We start from the raw sequence: 17,236 nt of genomic DNA, 5'->3' as shown, positions 1-17,236 counted from the left end.
CATCTCAACTTGTACACATGTTTGGATGCCTAATGATGGTGCATGAAGAAAACGGAGAAAGCGGATCGCCCGCCGCTGCCTGGATCGCGAAATTCGCGGCCCCCGTGGCGGACGCAGCGGCTGGCAAGGCCCTGGGCTTTGCCCTGCCGCTCGCCGGACTGAGCTTCGCGGTCAAGGACAACATCGACGTCGCCGGCGTGCCCACCACGGCCGCCTGCCCGGCCTTCGACCGCCTCCCCACGGTCCACGCAGCCGTGGTGCAGCGCCTGCTCGAAGCCGGTGCATCCCTGGCTGGCAAGACCAACCTCGACCAGTTCGCCTGCGGCCTGAACGGCACGCGCTCGCCATACGGCGAGGTACCCAACGCCTTCGACGCGCGCTATGTCTCGGGCGGCTCCAGTTCGGGCTCGGCCTATGTGGTGGCGGCCGGCGAGGTCGACTTCGCGCTGGGCACCGACACCGCCGGCTCGGGCCGCGTGCCTGCCGGGCTCAACAACATCGTCGGCCTCAAGCCCTCGCGCGGCCTGTTGAGCACCTTCGGCGTGGTGCCCGCTGCGCAGAGCGCCGACTGCGTCTCGATCTTCGCGCGCACCGTCGCCACCGCGGTCGACGTGCTGCTCGCCGCAGTCGGCCACGACGCGCGCGACCCGTACTCGCGCGACCTGGCCCTGAGCCGCAAGCCGCTGCCCGCGCACTTTCGCTTCGGCGTACCTGACAAGCTGAGCTTCTTCGGCGACACCGCCGCCGAACGGGCGTTCAACGACGCGACCGCGCGCCTGCTGGCCATGGGTGGCTCGCCAGTCACCATTTCCTACGCCCCGCTCGCCGAGGCAGCCGCGCTGCTCTATGAAAGCGCACTGGTCGCCGAACGCTACGCCGCGGTGCGCGAGTTCTTCGATGCGCACGGCGACGACGTCATCGAGCCCGTGCGCGGCATCCTTGCGAGTGGCTGCAACTACAGCGCCGCCGACGTGTTCGAAGCCCAGACGCGGTTGCGCGCCATCGCTCAACAGGTCGAGCCGATGTGGCGTGACATCGACGTGCTGCTCGTGCCCACCGCGCCCACGCACTACACCCGCGAGCAGATGCGCGCCGATCCGGTGGTGCTGAACCGCAACCTCGGCGCGTACACCAACTTCGTCAACCTGCTCGACTACGCCGCGCTCTCCGTGCCCAGCAGCCTGCGCGCGGACGGCCTGCCCTTCGGCATCACGCTGATCGGCCCCTGCGGCAGCGACCTCGCGCTGGCCGACCTGGGCCAGCGCTACCACCACGCCACCGGGCTCGCGCAAGGCGCGACCGGCGTGCCGCTGCCCGAGCCGCGTGCCATTCCTGGCCTCGCCGCGCCGGATGCCGGCACCCTGTCCATCGCCGTGGTAGGTGCACATCTCTCGGGCATGCCGCTCAACAGCCAGCTCACCGAGCGTGGGGCGACGCTGCTGCGCGCCACCACCACCTCGCCCTTCTACCGCCTCTACGCGCTGCCGGGCACCGTGCCGCCCAAGCCCGGCCTGCAGCGTGTGGTCGAGGGCAGTGAAGGTGGTGCCATCGCGCTCGAAGTGTGGGCTGTGCCACTGGCGCAGGTCGGGAGCTTTCTCTCCCTCATTCCGCCGCCCCTGGGCCTCGGCAGCGTCGAGCTGGCCGACGGCAGCTGGGTGAAAGGCTTCATCTGCGAGGGCCACGCGCTGGCCGGTGCGCAGGACGTGACCCTCCATGGCGGCTGGCGCGCATACGTCGCGAGCCGCGCCACCCCGAGTTCCAACTGACCAGGAGTTCCGATGAGCACCCAAGACAAACCTCCCGCATCGCGTCGCCGACAGCTGCTGCAGGCCGGCGCCGCGGGCCTGGCCGTGCTGGCCGCGCCCGCCATCGTGCGTGCGCAGGGCGCCGCCAAGCTGCGCATCGGCTTCTGGCCCGTGGCCGCCGGCCTGCCGTTCTTCGCAGCGGTCGACAAGGGCTACTTCAAGGAGGCCGGCCTCGACGTCGAACCGCTCAAGTTCGCCGGCGCGCAGCAGGTGATGGAAGGCATGCTCGCGGGCCGCTGCGACGGCAGCGCCAACGGCACAGGTTCGGCCAACCTCGCCATCGGCGAGATCGCGCAGCCGGGCCTCTTCAAGATCTTCTGCACCAACCCGAGCAACGCGAAATACGTGCTCGACGAATTCATCGTCGCCAAGGACAGCCCCATCAAGACCATGGCCGAGCTGGCCGGCAAGAAGGTCGCCTCGGGCCCTGGCATCCAGAACGTCACGCTGTGCAAGACCATGCTGGAGCGCGCGGGCGCCAAGGGCGCGACCGTGAGCGAACTGCCCATCGGCCAGCACGTGGCCGCACTGGTCGCGGGCCAGGTCGACGCCTGCTACACGCTGGAGCCCACCGGCACCGTGGGCCGTATGAACGGCACCACGCGCGTCATCGAGGCCGGCGTGGTCGCCAAGTACATCCTCGGCGACCCGATGGCGCCCTGGCATGGCGGGGCGGCCAGCCTCACCACCGAGTTCATCAAGAAGAACCCAGAGATCGCCAAGAAGTACATCGCCGCCTACGCGCGCGGCGTGGAGCTGGTGCGCACCAAGCCCGACGAGGCCCGCCAATTCATGAAGGGCTACACCGCCATCGAAGGCAAGCTCACGGCCGAAGTGCCGCTCGCGTCGTACATGCTCTACAACGAGTTCAAGCCCAGCGACGTCGCGTACTTCCAGAAGTTCTACGACCTGTTCACCGACAAGGGCATCTTCGAGAAGAAGGTCGTGGTGGACACGCTCCTCTACAAGGCCTGACGACCATGGCCGACGCAAGCTCGACCACGGCCGCGCCGTGGACCCCGCCGGCCAGCACGGCCACTGCCGCGCCCAAGCCGCCGCTGCGCGACCGCATGCTGCCCTTCATAGGCCCGGTGGTGCTGTTCATCGTGTGGGACCTGGTGGTGCGGCTCGGCTTCATCAAGCCGATATTGCTGCCCACGCCCGCCGACACCATCGCCGCGCTCATCACCGGCCTGGCCGGCGGCCCGCTGCTCACCGACTTCGTCATGACCGTGTGGCGCACCGTGCAGGCCTTCGTCATCGCGGCGGCCATCGGCGTGCCGCTGGGCGTGCTGCTCGGCAGCAACGAGAAGGCGTACCGCAGCGTGGAGTTCCTGATCGACTTCTTCCGCTCCACGCCGTCGTCCGCGCTCATTCCGCTGTTCCTGCTGATCTTCGGCGTGAGCGACGTCAACAAGGTGGCCATCGCGGCCTTCGGCGCGCTGCTCATCGTGGTGTTCAACAGCGCCTACGGCGTCATCAACGCACGCAAGCAGCGCGTGATGGCGGCGCGCGTCATGGGCGCCTCGCGCTGGCAGGTCTTCAAGGACGTGCTGATCTGGGAAAGCCTGCAGCCCAGCTTCGTCGGCCTGCGCTCTGCGGTGTCGATGGCGCTGGTGATCGTCATCGTGGCCGAGATGTTCATCGGCTCCGATACGGGGCTCGGCCACCGCATCATCGATGCGCAGCAGGTGCTCAACGTGAAGAGCATGTACGCGGCGATTCTTGCGGCGGGTGCGCTGGGCTATGCGCTGAACATCCTCTTCCTCATTGCCGAACGCCGCATCGTGCACTGGAGCGGAAGATGAAAGTCACGCCTGACATCGTCGTCAACGGCCCGGTATACGCCGACGTGCCCAGGCCGGCCTTCAAGCCCGGCCCGGCAGGCACGCACATCACCATCCGCGGCCTCACCAAGTACTTCGCGGGCTGGCCGCTGTACGAGAACTTCGACCTCGACATTCCCAAGCACGCCATCGTCTCGGTGTTCGGGCCCAACGGCTGCGGCAAGTCCACGCTCATCAACATGATCGCGGGGCTCATTCCCATCGATTCGGGCGAGATCCTGTTCGACGGCAAGCAGCGCAAGGACACCAAGATCGGCTACGTGTTCCAGAACTACCGCGAGGCGATGTTCCCGTGGATGCGCACTATCGACAACATCGCCTATCCGCTGAAGCTCGAAGGGCGCAGCAAGGCCGAGGTCGACCGGCGCATGGAAGAACTGGTGGCGTCCTTCGACGTGAAGTTCGACCTGAAGCGCTTTCCGTACGAACTCTCGGGCGGCCAGCAGCAGACCGCGTCGATCATGCGTGCACTCGCGCCCAACCCCGAGGTGCTGTTTCTCGACGAGCCCTTCTCGGCGCTGGACTTCGAGATGACCCTCTTCATCCGCGAGAAGCTGCAGGAGGTGTTCATGCAGACCGGCACCACCATGCTGCTGGTGTCGCACGACCTCGAAGAGGCGGTGTACCTCGCCGACGAAGTGCTGCTGCTGACCAAGCGGCCCACCAAGGTTGCAGAGATCCTGCGCTATGGCGACGCACGCCCGCGCACCGTCGAGACGCTGAGCACCGAGAGCTTCGTCGCCATGAAGAAGCTCAGCCTCGACATCTTCCAGCGGGAGGTTCGCCGGTGACAGCCGAGATCAACATCCCCGATGTGATCGCTGAAGTGAGCGCAGTGTTCGCGCGCTACGAGGCGGCGCTGGTCGGCAACGACCGCGCGGTGCTCGACGAGCTCTTCTGGAATAGCCCGCACACGCTGCGCTACGGCTTCTCCGAGAACCACTACGGCCACGCCGACATCAGCGCATTCCGCGCATCGCTGCCCCAGCAGAGCCCGCCGCGCGAACTGCTGCGCACCGTCATCACCACCTACGGCCGCGACTTCGCGACCGCCAACGTCGAGTTCCGCCGCGAAGGCAGCCGCCAGACCGGCCGCCAGAGCCAGACCTGGTTGCGCACGGCCGATGGCTGGCGCGTAGTCGCCGCCCACGTGAGCCTGCTCGGCTGACCCGCGGGCACATTCTTTGCACCCCACCTCAAATCCAAGACCGGAGTACGTCATGACCAGCCAATTCAATCGCCGCGATTCCCTCAAGACCCTGGCCGCACTTGGCGCGGCAGGCAGCCTCGGAAGCTGGAGCGCCCTTGCCAGCGCACAGGCCAAGCCCAAGCCGCTCACCGTGGGCGTGATCTACGTCGGCGCACGCGACGACTACGGCTACAACCAGGCGCACGCCATGGCTGCCGCCGAGATCAAGAAGCTGCCGGGCATCAAGGTGGTCGAGGAAGAGAACGTACCCGAGACAGCCGCCGTGCAGAAGACCATGGCCGGCATGATTTCGCAGGACGGCGCCAAGCTGCTGTTTCCCACTTCGTTCGGCTACTTCGATCCGCACATCCTCGCGGTCGCGCCCAAGAACCCCGACGTGCGCTTCTCGCACTGCGGCGGCCTCTGGACTGAAGGCAAGCACCCGAAGAACGTCGGCAGCTTCTTCGGCTACATCGATGAGTGCCAGTTCCTGAACGGCGTGATTGCCGCGCACATGACGAAGAGCAACAAGATCGCCTTCGTTGCCGCCAAGCCCATTCCGCAGGTGCTGCGCAACATCAACGCCTTCACGCTCGGCGCGCGCTCGGTCAAGCCGAACATCACCTGCAGCGTGATCTTCACGGGCGACTGGTCGATGGCGGTGAAAGAAGCCGAAGCCACCAACAGCCTGGCCGACCAGGGCTGCGATGTGTTCACCATGCACGTCGACGGCCCCAAGGTGGTGGTCGAGACGGCAGCCAAGCGCGGCAAGATGGTCTGCGGCTACCACGCGAGCCAGGCCAAGCTGGCACCCAATGCATACCTCACCGGCGCCGAGTGGAACTGGCTCACTGCCTACAAGACCGCCATCGAAGCCGCGCAAACCGGCAAGCCGCATCCCAACTTCCTGCGCGGCGGTTTGAAGGAGGGCTACGTGAAGATGTCGGCCTACGGTCCCATGGTGCCGGACGCCGCGAAGAAGCAGGCCGACGACATCAAGGCGAAGATGATCGCGGGCACTTTCGACATCTTCAAGGACGGCATCAAGGACAACAAGGGTGCGGTCGTGGTGCCGGCCGGCAAGGTGCTCAAGCAGACCGACCTGGAGCTCGAGAAGATGAACTACCTCGTCGAAGGCGTCGTCGGCCAGGTCTGAGCCGCGCGGCAACAAGCATCGCCATGCGCCACGCGCTCAAGGAATTCGCACTGCCGGTGTTCGCCATCGCGGCGGCACTGCTGGTGTTCGGCCTGCTGGTGGCCTTCGCGGGCGTCGATCCGGTGGAGGTCTGGGCCACGCTGTTCAAGGGCGCGTTCGGCGACTGGTTCTCGTGGCAGAACACGCTGCAGCGCGCTGCGCCGCTGATGCTCACCGCGCTGTGCGTGGCGCTGCCCGCGCGCGCGGGGCTCATCATCATCGGTGGCGAGGGTGCGCTGGTGTTGGGTGGGCTGGCCTGTGCGGCACTGGCGCATGCGGTGCCGCTGCCCGGCAATGTCATCGGCACGGTGATCGTCTGCATCGCCGGAGCCATCGCCGGTGCGGTGTGGATCGTTCTCGCGGGCTGGCTGCGGCAGTTTCGCGGCATCAACGAAACCATCAGCAGCCTGCTGCTGGCCTACATCGCCATCGGCATCTTCAAGCACCTGGTCGAAGGGCCGCTGCGCGACCCGGCGAGCCTGAACAAGCCCTCGACCTATGCATTGAACGACGGGATGCTGATAGGCGGCATCGGTGGTTCCGACGTGCACTGGGGCCTGGTGATCGGCGTCGTGGCCTGCCTGGGGCTCGGCTGGTGGCTGCGCGCCACGGCTTCGGGCTTCTCGGTGCGCGTGGTGGGTGGCAACCCGCGCACCGCGCAGCTTGTGGGGCTGCCGGCCACGCGGCTCATTCTTTCGGCCTGCGGACTCGGCGGTGCGTGCGCGGGGCTGGCGGGTGCGGTCGAGGTGGCGGCGGTGCACACCAATGCCAACGCCTCGCTGATCGCGGGGTACGGCTACGCGGGCATCCTCGTGTCCTTCATCGCGCGGCACAACCCGGTGGCCATCGTGCCGGTGGCGATCCTGTTCGGCGGCTTCGGCGCGGCGGGCAGCTTGCTGCAGCGGCGACTCGGCCTGCCCGATGCGTCGGTGCTGGTGCTGCAGGGTATCGCCTTCGTGCTGATCCTCGCGAGCGAGGGCCTGCGCACGGTCAACTGGAAGAAGTTCGGCGACCGCATGCTGCCCGAGGCAAGGAGCTACACATGACGGCCGACCAATGGATCGCGCTGGTTGCCGGCATCGTCGGCGGCGCGCTGCGCGTCGGCGCTCCGTTCCTTTTCGTGAGCCTGGGCGAATGCCTCACCGAGAAATCGGGGCGCATCAACCTCGGGCTCGAAGGTGTGCTGGTGCTGTCGGCCATGGCGGCCTTCGGCGGTGCCTACCTCACCGACTCCGCATGGCTCGGCGTGCTGATCGGCGCGGTGGCCGGTGCGGCGCTCGCGCTGCTGCACGGCCTGCTGTGCTCGCTCGACCGCGTGAACGACGTGGCGACCGGCATCGCTCTGATGCTGCTCGGCACGGGGCTCGCGTTCTATCTGGGCAAGCCGCTCATTCAACCGCAGGCGCCGCAGATTCCCGCGATCCCGCTGGGCTTCTGGAGCGACAACACTGTCGTGCGCTCGGCGCTGCAGCTCAATGCGCTGGTGCCCATCGGCATTGGGCTCGCGGTGCTGCTGTGGTGGGGTTTTGCGCGTACGCGCGCCGGGCTGCTGGTGCGCATGGCGGGCGATTCGGCGCAGGCCACGCGCGCGCTCGGCTACTCGGTCTCGGGCCTGCGCATCGCGGCCACCACGGCGGGCGGTTTCATCGCCGGGCTCGGCGGTGCGTCGCTCACGCTGTTCTATCCCGGCAGCTGGAACGAAGGCATCTCCAGCGGCCAGGGCCTGATTGCGGTGGCGCTCGTGATCTTCGCGCGCTGGAGCCCGCTGCGCTGCGTGAGTGCGGCGCTGCTCTTCGGCGGCGCGGGCGCCATCGGCCCGGCTCTGCAATCCATCGGCATCGGCTGGGGCTACCACCTCTTCAACACCGTGCCGTATGTGCTCACGCTGGTGATTCTGGTGTTCACCTGCAAGCCGGGTAGCGCGGCCGTCGGCAGCCCCGGCGAACTCTCGTCGACAAGGAGCTGAACGTCATGAGCGGTCTCGGAGGCCTCAACAAATCGGCGCATGGTGTCGTCGTCGGTCTGGTGCAGTTGCAGCTGCCGAGCGTGAAGACGCCGGCCGACCTCGCCGCGCAGGTGCAGCGCATCTGCAAGATGGTGGGCAAGGCCCGCCGCAACCAGTCGACCATGGACCTCGTGGTGTTCCCGGAGTACGCGCTGCACGGACTCTCGATGGACACCAACCCCGAGATCATGTGCACGCTCGACGGCCCCGAGGTGACGGCCTTCAAACAGGCCTGCATCGAACACCGCATCTGGGGCTGCTTCTCCATCATGGAAGCGAACCCCGGCGGCAATCCCTACAACAGTGGCCTGATCATCGACGACCACGGCGAGATCAGGCTCTACTACCGCAAGCTGCACCCGTGGGTGCCGGTCGAGCCGTGGGAGCCCGGCAACCTGGGCATTCCGGTGTGCGACGGACCCAACGGCAGCAAGCTGTCGCTGATCATCTGCCACGACGGCATGTTTCCCGAGATGGCGCGCGAGGCCGCATACAAGGGCGCAGACATCATCCTGCGCACGGCCGGCTACACCGCGCCCATCCGCCACGCGTGGAAGATCACCAACCAGGCCAACGCTTTCTGCAATCTCGCGTACACCGCGAGCGTGTGCCTGTGCGGCAGCGATGGCAGCTTCGACTCGATGGGCGAGGGCATGTTCTGCAACTTCGACGGCACGGTGCTGGTCGAGGGCGGCGGCCGCGTGGACGAGATCATCACAGCCGAGCTGCGCCCCGACCTCGTGCGCGAGGCCCGCACCGGCTGGGGCGTGGAGAACAACATCTACCAGCTCTACCACCGCGGGTATGTCGCGGTGAAGGGCGGCGCACAGGACTGCCCCTACACCTACATGCACGACATGGCCGCCGGCACCTACAGGCTGCCGTGGAGCGCCGAGGTGAAGGTGACCGACGGCACGAGTTGCGGCTTTGCGCCGCCGCAACGCAACTACGCAGGATGACGACCATGACCACCACCATCGCCAACACCACCGAACGCCACGTGGCCGCCGAGCCCTATGCCTGGCCCTACAACGGCGCGCTGCGGCCCGACAACACCGCGCTCATCGTCATCGACATGCAGACCGACTTCTGCGGCAAGGGCGGGTACGTCGACGTGATGGGCTATGACCTGTCGCTGGTGCAGGCGCCGATCAAGCCGATCGCGCGTACGCTGGCGGTGCTGCGGCCGCTGGGCTATCACATCATCCACACGCGCGAAGGGCATCGGCCCGACCTCGGCGATCTGCCGGCCAACAAGCGCTGGCGGTCGCGGCAGATCGGTGCGAATGGCGTGGGCATCGGCGACGACGGGCCGTGCGGGCGCATCCTGGTGCGGGGCGAGCCGGGATGGGAAATCATTCCCGAGCTTGCGCCGTTGCCGGGCGAGATCGTGATCGACAAGCCGGGCAAGGGGTCGTTCTACGCGACGGACCTCGAACTGATCCTGCGTACGCGCGGCATCGAGAACATCATCCTTGCGGGCATCACGACCGATGTTTGCGTGCACACCACGATGCGCGACGCGAACGACCGGGGGTTCGAGTGCCTGCTGTTGTCGGACTGCACGGCTGCGACGGACTACGGCAATCATCTTGCTGCGCTGAAGATGATCACCATGCAGGGCGGCGTATTCGGGGCGCATGCCACCTCGCAGGCCTTGCTGGCGGTTGTATGACGCTGCTTTGTTCGGGGTGCGCTCACGCCGACGGGGTACCTTGCTCCGCGAATGTCCCCCGGCCTGCGGCCTCCTCCTTTATTTCGCTGCGCAAGGCACCCCATCGGCGTGATCGTTCAGAGCGGTCGTTGATCGGCCCTAACACGCACTCAAGGGATGGCAAACGAACATGAGCGCCACATCACCCCACGCCATCGGCGGCCTTCCCTCAGGCACTGGTGCACTCGCGCTCGACACCTACGAGCTCACCAAACGCTTCGGCGCCTTCACGGCCATGGACCGCGTGACGATGCGCGTCGAGCCCGGCACGGTGCATGCGCTGCTTGGCGAGAACGGCGCGGGCAAGAGCACGCTGGTGAAGTGCGTGGCGGGCTTCCAGCGCGCGGAGGAGGGCAGCATCCTGATCGACGGGCGCGAGCAGGACATCGCCAACCCCATCGTGGCGCGCGCGCTGGGCATCGGCATGGTCTACCAGCATTTCACGCTGGCGCCCGGCATGACGGTGGCGGAGAACCTGTTGCTCGCGGGCGGCAAGACGCCGGCGCTGATCGACTGGAAGACGAAGCGCGCGGAACTGAAAGACTTTCTTGCGACCACGCCGTTCAGCCTCGACCTGGACGTGCGCCCTTCTGAGCTTGCGGCCGGCGAGAAGCAGAAGCTCGAACTGCTCAAGCAGCTGTACCTGAAGCCGCGCCTGCTGATCCTGGACGAGCCCACCTCGGTGCTTACGCCACAGGAGGCCGACGAGGTGCTGGGTCATGTGCGCGAGTTCGCGCGCAGCGGGCTGTGCACGGTGCTCATCATCACGCACAAGTTTCGCGAGGTGATGGCGTATGCCGACAGCGTGACGGTGCTGCGGCGAGGCAAGGCGGTGCATCACTGCCGCGTGGTTGACACCAGCCCGGCGCAACTGGCGCAGGCCATGATGGGCGGCGAGCAGGCAACGACATCGACGCCTGTCGCCAGGAAGCCCGTGCCTGCCAATGCGCCGGTTGCATTGAGGGTCGAAGGACTCAAGGCGCAAGGCGATCGCGGCACGCTGGCGCTGCACGACCTGAGCCTGTCCGTGCGCGCAGGAGAAATCCTCGGCGTGGCCGGTGTCTCCGGCAATGGGCAGCGCGAACTTGTAGAGGCGCTCGTTGGCCAGCGTCCCCGCCTTGCGGGCACGGTCACGGTAATGGGGCAGCCCTATGGTGCGCAGCGCGCCGAGAACCGCAAGCTCAAAGTCCGCAGCCTTCCCGAAGAGCCGCTGCGCAACGCCTGTGTCGGCGACCTCAGCGTCGCGGAAAACATGGCGCTGCGTGATTTCGATCAACCGCCTTTGTCGCGTGGCGGTGTGCTGAGCTTTCCGTATTGGCGCAGCAGGGCGCGCGAATGGATCGCGGAGTACGGCGTGAAGACGCAGGGCGAAGGCGCGCCGATCCGCAGCCTCTCCGGCGGGAACGTACAGCGCGCGGTGCTGGCACGGGAGCTGGCCGGCGACATCAACGTGCTGATCGCCGCGAACCCGGTGTTCGGCTTGGACTTCGCGGCCGTCGCCGAAATCCACTCACGCATCGTGCAGGTGCGCGAGAAGGGCGGGGCGGTGCTGCTGATCAGCGAAGACCTGGACGAACTGCTCGAACTGGCAGACCGCATCGTCGTGATGAGCGAAGGGCAGATCGTTTTCGAGACTTCGGCGGCTGGTGCGGAAAGACACGTGATCGGAGCGCACATGGGCGGTGGGCATCACGAGCCGTTGAAGGCTGCGGCATGAACGCATCGGAACCAGCGAGCAAAAGCATGCGCATAAACGAAGCCAACCCCTTCCCCTACGAGTTCGACGTAGCAAAGACAGCGCTGGTCCTCATCGACATGCAGCGCGACTTCATCGAGCCCGGTGGCTTCGGCGAAACTTTGGGCAACGATGTCTCGCTGCTCGAAGCCATCGTCCCTGCAACGAAAGAAGCACTGCGGGCGTGGAGACAAGCCGGCGGCCTCGTAGTGCACACAAGGGAAGCGCACGCCGCCGACCTTTCCGACTGTCCTCCAGCCAAGCGCAACCGCGGCAACCCCACGCTGCGCATCGGCGACGAAGGCCCCATGGGCCGCATCCTCGTGATTGGCGAGCCCGGCAACCAGATCATCGAAGCGCTTGCCCCCATCGACGGCGAGATCGTCATCGACAAGCCCGGCAAAGGCGCGTTCTATGCCACCGGCCTGCACGAACTGCTGCAGCAGCGCGGCATCACCCACCTGCTGTTCGGCGGCGTCACGACCGAGGTCTGCGTGCAGACCAGCATGCGCGAAGCCAACGACCGCGGCTACGACAGCCTGCTGCTCGAGGATTGCACCGAAAGCTATTTCCCGGCATTCAAGGCGGCCACGCTCGACATGGTGCGCGCCCAGGGCGGCATCGTCGGCTGGACCGCGCCGAGCGCCGCACTGCTCGAGGCGTTGAACAGCAGCCCTTCTTCTTGACGCCGACGCCAGCGACTACCATTCCACACGTGTCTACCGTTCGAACCCGCCCCGAATCTCCCGTTACTGCCACCGATACGGCCGTTTTCCGCACGCGGGCCGACGAGGTCTACGCGCAGCTCAAGCGCGACGTGGCCGACTTCATCCTCGTGCCCGGCGACCGCTTTACCGAGAGCGAGATCAGCGACCGGCTCGGCGTGTCGCGCACGCCGGTGCGGCAGGCGCTGTTCCGGCTGCAGCAGGAAGGCTTCGTCGAAGTGCTGTTCCGCAGCGGCTGGCGCGTGCTGCCCTTCGACTTCGACCAGTTCGAGCAGCTCTACGATCTGCGCATGGTGCTGGAGACCACCGCCGTGCACCGGCTGTGCGAGACCGACCGCCACATCGATCGCGGCCTGCTCGACACGCTGGCCGGCATCTGGCTGGTGCCCGCGGCGCAGCGCAGCAGCGACATGGCGCAGGTGGCGCAGTGGGACGAGGCCTTTCATTGTTCGCTCGTGGCGGCCGCCGGCAACGCCGAGATGGCGCGCGTGCACGGCGACGTGACCGACCGCATCCGCATCATCCGCCGGCTCGACTTCACCAAGCAGCCGCGCATCGACGCCACCTACGACGAGCACGCGAAGATCCTGAAGGCCGTGCGAGCCAATCGCGGCGACCAGGCCGCGATGCTGCTGCGCGCGCACATCGAGACCAGCCAGGCCGAGGTGCGCAAGATCACGCTGCACCAGGTGCATCTGGCGCGGCACGCGGGGAAGGCCTCGGCGCCGCGCTGAACGAGCCTGCTGCTGCCTCAGTCAGCGGTGATGTTGCCGCGCTTGACGACTGCGGCCCAGCGGTCCGCATCCTTCTTCATCAGCATGCCGAATTCGGCCGGCGTCGAGCTTGCCGGCACCATGCCCTGCGACTCGAACGACTTCGCTACCTCGGGCTGCTTCAGCACTGCCGCGATCTCCTTGTTGAGTCGCGCCACCACGTCAGGCGGCGTGCCCTTGGGCGCGAGCACGCCGTACCACATGTCGACGTTGTCGGCGGTCACGCCGGCCTCGGCCAGCGTCGGCACGTCGGGCAGTTGCGGCAGGCGCTTGCCGCTGCCGGTGGCAATGGCCTTGAGCTTGCCCACCTGGATGTGCTGCAGCGCCACGTGCACCGGCAGGAACATGTAGTCGATGCGCCCGCCCAGCAGGTCGGTCACCGCGCCGGCCGTGCCCTTGTACGGCACGTGCAGCATCTCGGTGCCCGTGCCCTGCATGAACAGCGCCATCGACAGGTGATGCGGCGTGCCGACGCCCGGCGTGGCGTAGGTCAGCTTGCCGGGCGCCGCCTTGGCCGCGCTCACCATCTGCGACACCGTCGTCGCCTTCTGCACGTTCGGGTTCGTCACCAGCAGTAGCGTGCCCCACGAGGTGAGCGACACAGGCGCGAAGTCGGCCACCGGGTCGTAGCTCAGCGAGCGGTAGAGGCTGCGGTTCATCACCAGCGTGTTGACCTGCACCATCAGCGTGTAGCCGTCGGGCTTGGCACGAGCCACGCGCTCGCTGCCGATGTTGCCGCTGGCGCCGGCCACGTTCTCCACGATCACCGGCTGGCCCAGCAGGGCAGGCAGGCGGGCCGAGAGCTGGCGTGCCACCAGGTCGATGCCGGTGCCGGGCGTGTAGGGCACCACCAGCGTGATCGGCTGGTCGGGCCAGGCGCAGGCGGCGGTGGCGCCGGCTGCGAAGAGCAGGGCGGCAAGGGTCTTTTTGATAAGCGAACGCATGGTCGTGTCTCCGTGTTCTTTTCAGTGATGCTCAAAGGTAGGAGGCGCGCGCCTTCAGCGCCACCGGGTCGTAGCCGGCCACGCGCTTGTAGTTGTCCGAGATGGCCTGCAGCTCGGCGACGGGCACGACGTCCTCGATGTTCTGGAAGCGCTTGCCGCCCGAGCGCTCGAACACTTCGCGCAGGATCGCGTCGGGCGGGTTGCTGCGGTTGGTCAGCACCACGTTCGTGGTGGCCTTCACGCGCACGCGGTCGTAGTCCTCCAGCGCGGCGGTGCCTACGCCCAGGTCCTTCAGCGCACCGGCCAGGAAGCGCGCATCGATGATCGCCTGCCCGGCGCCGTTGGAGCCGCGCGGCACCATGGGGTGCGCCGCGTCGCCCAGCAGCGTGAGGCGGCCGTGCGTCCAGCGCGGCAGCGGGTCCTGGTCGACCATCGGGTACTCGAGGATGGTGTCCGACGCGAGGATCAGCGCGGGCACGTCGAGCCAGTCGAAGTGCCAGTCGGCAAACGCAGGCAGGAAGTCTTCGAGCCGGCCCGCGCGGCTCCAGTCGCGCAGGGCGGGCTGTGGCGCGTGGATCTCGGCGACCCAGTTCACGAGCTGATTGCCGTCGGCGTCGATGTCGTTGCGGATCGGGTAGATCACCATCTTGCCGACCGCGAGCCAGCCCGCGCGCACCATGCTGCCGCCCGAGAGAAAAGGCTTCCAGCGCGCGGTGCCGCGCCACATGTTCACGCCCGAATAGCGCGGTGCGCCTTCGTCGGGGTACAGCTGCTTGCGCAGCGCCGAGTGGATGCCGTCGCAGCCGACCGCGATTGCGCCGCGCACCGAAGGCGCATCGGCAAAGTGCGCGGTGACGCCCCCGGCGTCCTGTGCCACGCCCGTGCAGCGGCGGTTGCACACCACGCTGTCGGGGCCGAGGCGCTTCAGCGTCTCTTCGTACAGCACCGTCTGCAGGTCGCCGCGATGAATGGAGAACTGGGGCCAGTCGTAGCCCGCGTGCTGGCCTGCAGCCTCGCGGAAGATCAACTGGCCGTGCTCGGTGAAGAACACGGCCTCCTGCGTGCGCACGCCGACCTTGTCGAGGGCGTCCAGCAGCCCGAGTTCGGTGAGCTCGCGCACCGCATGCGGCAGCAGGTTGATGCCCACGCCCAGCGGCTTCAGCTCGGGCACGGCCTCGTATACGCGGCAGGGAATGCCGGCCTGGTGCAGGCTCAGCGCGAGGGTCAGGCCGCCGATGCCGGCGCCCAGGATGATGACTTCGTTGCTCATGAATGGTCGGTCGTTGCGTTCGGTTTTGTCTCGGGCCGCATTAGGAACGCAGACTAGCCATTTGGGAAATTTAGATGTGATATGGATTTATCATGAATCCTTATGAACCTATCGACCCGGCAGATGCGCGCCTTTTTGCAGGTCGCGCGCATGGGCAACTTCACGCGCGCGGCCGAGCAGGCGCACATCACGCAGGCGGGGCTCAGCATCTTGATCCGCGAGATGGAAAAGCAGCTGGGCTGCCGGCTGTTCGACCGCACCACGCGCGTGGTGAGCCTCACGCCTGCGGGGAGACGCCTGCTGCCGGTGGTCGAACGGCTGGTGACCGACCTCGACGACGTGGCGGCCGAGCTGGGTGCCGAGGGCGACGCCGCGCGCCAGACGCTGCGCATTGCGGCCACGCCGCTGGTGTCCTCGCATCTGCTGCCGCAGGTGTTCACCACCTTCCGCGCGGCGCATCCGCAGGTGAGCCTGCGCCTGTTCGACGCCGACCTGCGCGACGTGGAGGCGATGGTGGCGGCCGGCGATGCCGATGTGGGCCTGGGCTTTTTCTTCAAGGCCGCGGCGGGGCTGGAGCGCACGCCGGTAGGGCGCTTTCACCTGATGCGGGTGGCGCCTTGCGATGGTGATGGCGAAGAGCCGCCTGCCATCGGCACCGCGCCATGGTCCGTGTTGCGCAGCGCCGAACTCCTCGGCCTGCCGCCCGGCAACCCGATCCAGAAGGTGATCGACCAGCATCTGGCCACCATCGGCCGTGCCGACGCGCAGCGGCCCGCGTTCAACTTCTTCGGCACGCTGATCTCGATGGTGGAGGCCGGCTTCGGCACGGCCGTGATGCCGACCTTCGCGCTGGCAGCGTGCCGCCGGCACCGCGTGCGCACCGACGTGCTGACCAAGCCGAAGGTGGGGCTCGACTTCTTCCGCATCACCAAGCGCGGCGCGCACGAGACCGAAGCCATGCAGGCCTTCGTCGCCACGCTGGAGAAGGCGCTGCCCGCGCTGTCGCGCTAGCGGGCGTCCGCGGCCTGCGCCCCGGTGAGCCGCTTGCGCAGGAACTCCGCGAAGGCATAGGCGATCACCGGCAACTGCCGGCCGCGCAGGCTGGCCAGTACCAGTTCGCCACGCGGAAAGCCGCGGTCCTCGATGTCCCGCGCCACGATGTCGGGGGCTTCGGCCGCGGCGCCGATGGCCATCTGGAACGAGATCGAGCGCCCGTCGTAGAGGCAGCCGCGCAGGAACTCGAAGCTGTTGCTCTCCACCATGGCCCTTATCCGCGTGGAGCTGCGGGCGAGAAAGCGCTCCAGCATCTGGCGCCCGCCGGTGTCGCGGTTCGGCAGCACCACAGGGTAGTCGGCGCAATCGCTCAGGCGCAGGGTCTTGGACTTCGCCAGCGGATGGCGCTTGTGCATGATGGCCATGAGCTTCTGCTCGACCGCGCACACGCGCTCGATGTCGGACTCCGGCGCCAGGTTGAACACCAGCGCGAGGTCGCTCTCGAAGCTGCGCAGCGCGTCGGCGGCCTGCACGTGGTCGCCGATGCGCGCATCGAAAGCCACCAGCGGGTGCTCCGCAGCGAAGTCATTCACGGCCGCCGGCAGGAAGCGCGGCGCGAGCGCCTGGCTGGCCACCAGCCGGACGGCGCCTCGGCGCAGGCCCTGCAGGTCTTCTATTTCGGAGCGCACCCGCTCCAGCTCCGAAGAGCGGCCGCGGATGTAGCGCACGAACAGTTCGCCCGCGGCGGTCAGGCGCATGCCGCGCGGCAAACGCTCGAAGAGCGGTGTGCCCAGTTCGTCCTCCAGGTCCTGGATGCGGCGGTTGACGGCGGAGGGTGCGACATGGAGCCGCTCGGCCGCCTGGCGGATCGAGCCGGCCCGGGCGACCTCGTCTGCATAGCGCAGGAAGCGAAGGTGATTCATGCCCGCAGAGATTGCACGAAGCGCGCCAAGAGCACTGCCTTGACTGTTGCCGCAACGGCAACGGGCAGTACGTGAATCGGTATGGATTCGGAGCACCTTCTGGCACGGCGACTGCGTG

The 17,236-nt window shown here is 67.4% G+C and carries 17 protein-coding genes; 14 read left to right on the top strand and 3 right to left on the bottom strand.

From position 1 onward, the window contains the following. Positions 1-32 precede the first annotated feature (32 nt). The 13 genes from atzF to ACZYSP_RS14925 all read left to right on the top strand — a co-directional run bounded on the left by atzF (position 33) and on the right by ACZYSP_RS14925 (position 12,949). Positions 33-1,766 (top strand): allophanate hydrolase, encoded by a 1,734-nt coding sequence (gene atzF, locus ACZYSP_RS14985; protein ID WP_489014931.1) that lies wholly within the window; start codon positions 33-35, stop codon positions 1,764-1,766. A 12-nt stretch (positions 1,767-1,778) separates the two neighbouring features. Then, complete coding sequence (locus tag ACZYSP_RS14980) at positions 1,779-2,780, top strand: ABC transporter substrate-binding protein (protein ID WP_307616063.1); 1,002 nt, start codon at positions 1,779-1,781, stop codon at positions 2,778-2,780. Positions 2,781-2,785: 5 nt separating this feature from the next. After that, positions 2,786-3,613, top strand: coding sequence for an ABC transporter permease (locus ACZYSP_RS14975; RefSeq protein ID WP_489014929.1), 828 nt, complete (start codon positions 2,786-2,788; stop codon positions 3,611-3,613). Continuing rightward, positions 3,610-4,443: an ABC transporter ATP-binding protein gene (locus ACZYSP_RS14970; protein ID WP_489014927.1), complete on the top strand. Its 834-nt coding sequence runs from the start codon at positions 3,610-3,612 to the stop codon at positions 4,441-4,443. The genes ACZYSP_RS14975 and ACZYSP_RS14970 overlap by 4 nt, the downstream gene beginning before the upstream one ends. Then, positions 4,440-4,820 (top strand): oxalurate catabolism protein HpxZ, encoded by a 381-nt coding sequence (gene hpxZ, locus ACZYSP_RS14965; RefSeq protein WP_307616062.1) that lies wholly within the window; start codon positions 4,440-4,442, stop codon positions 4,818-4,820. The genes ACZYSP_RS14970 and hpxZ overlap by 4 nt, the downstream gene beginning before the upstream one ends. A gap of 52 nt (positions 4,821-4,872) precedes the next feature. Then, complete coding sequence (locus tag ACZYSP_RS14960; protein ID WP_093076738.1) at positions 4,873-5,997, top strand: BMP family ABC transporter substrate-binding protein; 1,125 nt, start codon at positions 4,873-4,875, stop codon at positions 5,995-5,997. Positions 5,998-6,020: 23 nt separating this feature from the next. Continuing rightward, a complete protein-coding gene (locus ACZYSP_RS14955; RefSeq protein ID WP_093076739.1) occupies positions 6,021-7,082 on the top strand; it encodes an ABC transporter permease in 1,062 nt (353 codons plus the stop codon). After that, complete coding sequence (locus tag ACZYSP_RS14950; RefSeq protein ID WP_489014923.1) at positions 7,079-8,002, top strand: ABC transporter permease; 924 nt, start codon at positions 7,079-7,081, stop codon at positions 8,000-8,002. Before ACZYSP_RS14955 ends, ACZYSP_RS14950 begins: the two co-directional genes overlap by 4 nt. 5 nt (positions 8,003-8,007) lie before the next feature. Beyond that, positions 8,008-9,000: a formamidase gene (locus ACZYSP_RS14945; protein ID WP_489014921.1), complete on the top strand. Its 993-nt coding sequence runs from the start codon at positions 8,008-8,010 to the stop codon at positions 8,998-9,000. A 5-nt stretch (positions 9,001-9,005) separates the two neighbouring features. Further along, the gene (gene biuH / locus ACZYSP_RS14940) at positions 9,006-9,716 is read left to right on the top strand and encodes a biuret amidohydrolase (RefSeq protein WP_093054229.1); all 711 of its coding nucleotides are present in this window, start codon (positions 9,006-9,008) and stop codon (positions 9,714-9,716) included. Positions 9,717-9,885: 169 nt separating this feature from the next. Further along, positions 9,886-11,472: an ABC transporter ATP-binding protein gene (locus ACZYSP_RS14935; protein ID WP_489014919.1), complete on the top strand. Its 1,587-nt coding sequence runs from the start codon at positions 9,886-9,888 to the stop codon at positions 11,470-11,472. Between the two features lie 26 nt (positions 11,473-11,498). Further along, on the top strand, positions 11,499-12,176 hold the full coding sequence (locus ACZYSP_RS14930; protein ID WP_489014917.1) for a cysteine hydrolase family protein: 678 nt from the start codon (positions 11,499-11,501) through the stop codon (positions 12,174-12,176). Positions 12,177-12,205: 29 nt separating this feature from the next. Continuing rightward, complete coding sequence (locus ACZYSP_RS14925) at positions 12,206-12,949, top strand: GntR family transcriptional regulator (RefSeq protein WP_176928762.1); 744 nt, start codon at positions 12,206-12,208, stop codon at positions 12,947-12,949. A gap of 17 nt (positions 12,950-12,966) precedes the next feature. On the opposite strand, the gene ACZYSP_RS14920 is transcribed toward ACZYSP_RS14925, so the two are convergent. Then, positions 12,967-13,932, bottom strand: coding sequence for a tripartite tricarboxylate transporter substrate binding protein (locus ACZYSP_RS14920; protein ID WP_307616057.1), 966 nt, complete (start codon positions 13,930-13,932; stop codon positions 12,967-12,969). A 31-nt stretch (positions 13,933-13,963) separates the two neighbouring features. After that, entirely contained in the window at positions 13,964-15,202 is a 1,239-nt protein-coding gene (locus ACZYSP_RS14915) for a flavin-dependent oxidoreductase (protein ID WP_489014914.1), read from the bottom strand. A 102-nt stretch (positions 15,203-15,304) separates the two neighbouring features. Between ACZYSP_RS14915 and ACZYSP_RS14910 the strand changes: the two genes are divergently transcribed. Continuing rightward, entirely contained in the window at positions 15,305-16,213 is a 909-nt protein-coding gene (locus tag ACZYSP_RS14910; RefSeq protein WP_489014912.1) for a LysR family transcriptional regulator, read from the top strand. On the opposite strand, the gene ACZYSP_RS14905 is transcribed toward ACZYSP_RS14910, so the two are convergent. Then, positions 16,210-17,118, bottom strand: coding sequence for a LysR family transcriptional regulator (locus tag ACZYSP_RS14905; protein WP_093175520.1), 909 nt, complete (start codon positions 17,116-17,118; stop codon positions 16,210-16,212). The two genes, ACZYSP_RS14910 and ACZYSP_RS14905, sit on opposite strands and share 4 nt — an antisense overlap. Positions 17,119-17,236 lie beyond the last annotated feature (118 nt).

The sequence above is a fragment of the Variovorax sp. F042 genome, assembly GCF_057814215.1.
This window is presented reverse-complemented; position numbering and strand designations above follow the sequence as displayed.

Coding starts and splice junctions, on each gene's coding strand:
- ACZYSP_RS14950 (WP_489014923.1), top strand. CDS start 7,079: ATGACGGCCGACCAATGGATCGCGCTGGTTGCCGGCATCGTCGGCGGC.
- ACZYSP_RS14955 (WP_093076739.1), top strand. CDS start 6,021: ATGCGCCACGCGCTCAAGGAATTCGCACTGCCGGTGTTCGCCATCGCG.
- ACZYSP_RS14935 (WP_489014919.1), top strand. CDS start 9,886: ATGAGCGCCACATCACCCCACGCCATCGGCGGCCTTCCCTCAGGCACT.
- ACZYSP_RS14945 (WP_489014921.1), top strand. CDS start 8,008: ATGAGCGGTCTCGGAGGCCTCAACAAATCGGCGCATGGTGTCGTCGTC.
- biuH (WP_093054229.1), top strand. CDS start 9,006: ATGACCACCACCATCGCCAACACCACCGAACGCCACGTGGCCGCCGAG.
- ACZYSP_RS14910 (WP_489014912.1), top strand. CDS start 15,305: ATGAACCTATCGACCCGGCAGATGCGCGCCTTTTTGCAGGTCGCGCGC.
- ACZYSP_RS14920 (WP_307616057.1), bottom strand. CDS start 13,932: ATGCGTTCGCTTATCAAAAAGACCCTTGCCGCCCTGCTCTTCGCAGCC.
- ACZYSP_RS14975 (WP_489014929.1), top strand. CDS start 2,786: ATGGCCGACGCAAGCTCGACCACGGCCGCGCCGTGGACCCCGCCGGCC.
- atzF (WP_489014931.1), top strand. CDS start 33: ATGATGGTGCATGAAGAAAACGGAGAAAGCGGATCGCCCGCCGCTGCC.
- ACZYSP_RS14905 (WP_093175520.1), bottom strand. CDS start 17,118: ATGAATCACCTTCGCTTCCTGCGCTATGCAGACGAGGTCGCCCGGGCC.
- ACZYSP_RS14915 (WP_489014914.1), bottom strand. CDS start 15,202: ATGAGCAACGAAGTCATCATCCTGGGCGCCGGCATCGGCGGCCTGACC.
- ACZYSP_RS14960 (WP_093076738.1), top strand. CDS start 4,873: ATGACCAGCCAATTCAATCGCCGCGATTCCCTCAAGACCCTGGCCGCA.
- ACZYSP_RS14980 (WP_307616063.1), top strand. CDS start 1,779: ATGAGCACCCAAGACAAACCTCCCGCATCGCGTCGCCGACAGCTGCTG.
- ACZYSP_RS14930 (WP_489014917.1), top strand. CDS start 11,499: ATGCGCATAAACGAAGCCAACCCCTTCCCCTACGAGTTCGACGTAGCA.
- ACZYSP_RS14970 (WP_489014927.1), top strand. CDS start 3,610: ATGAAAGTCACGCCTGACATCGTCGTCAACGGCCCGGTATACGCCGAC.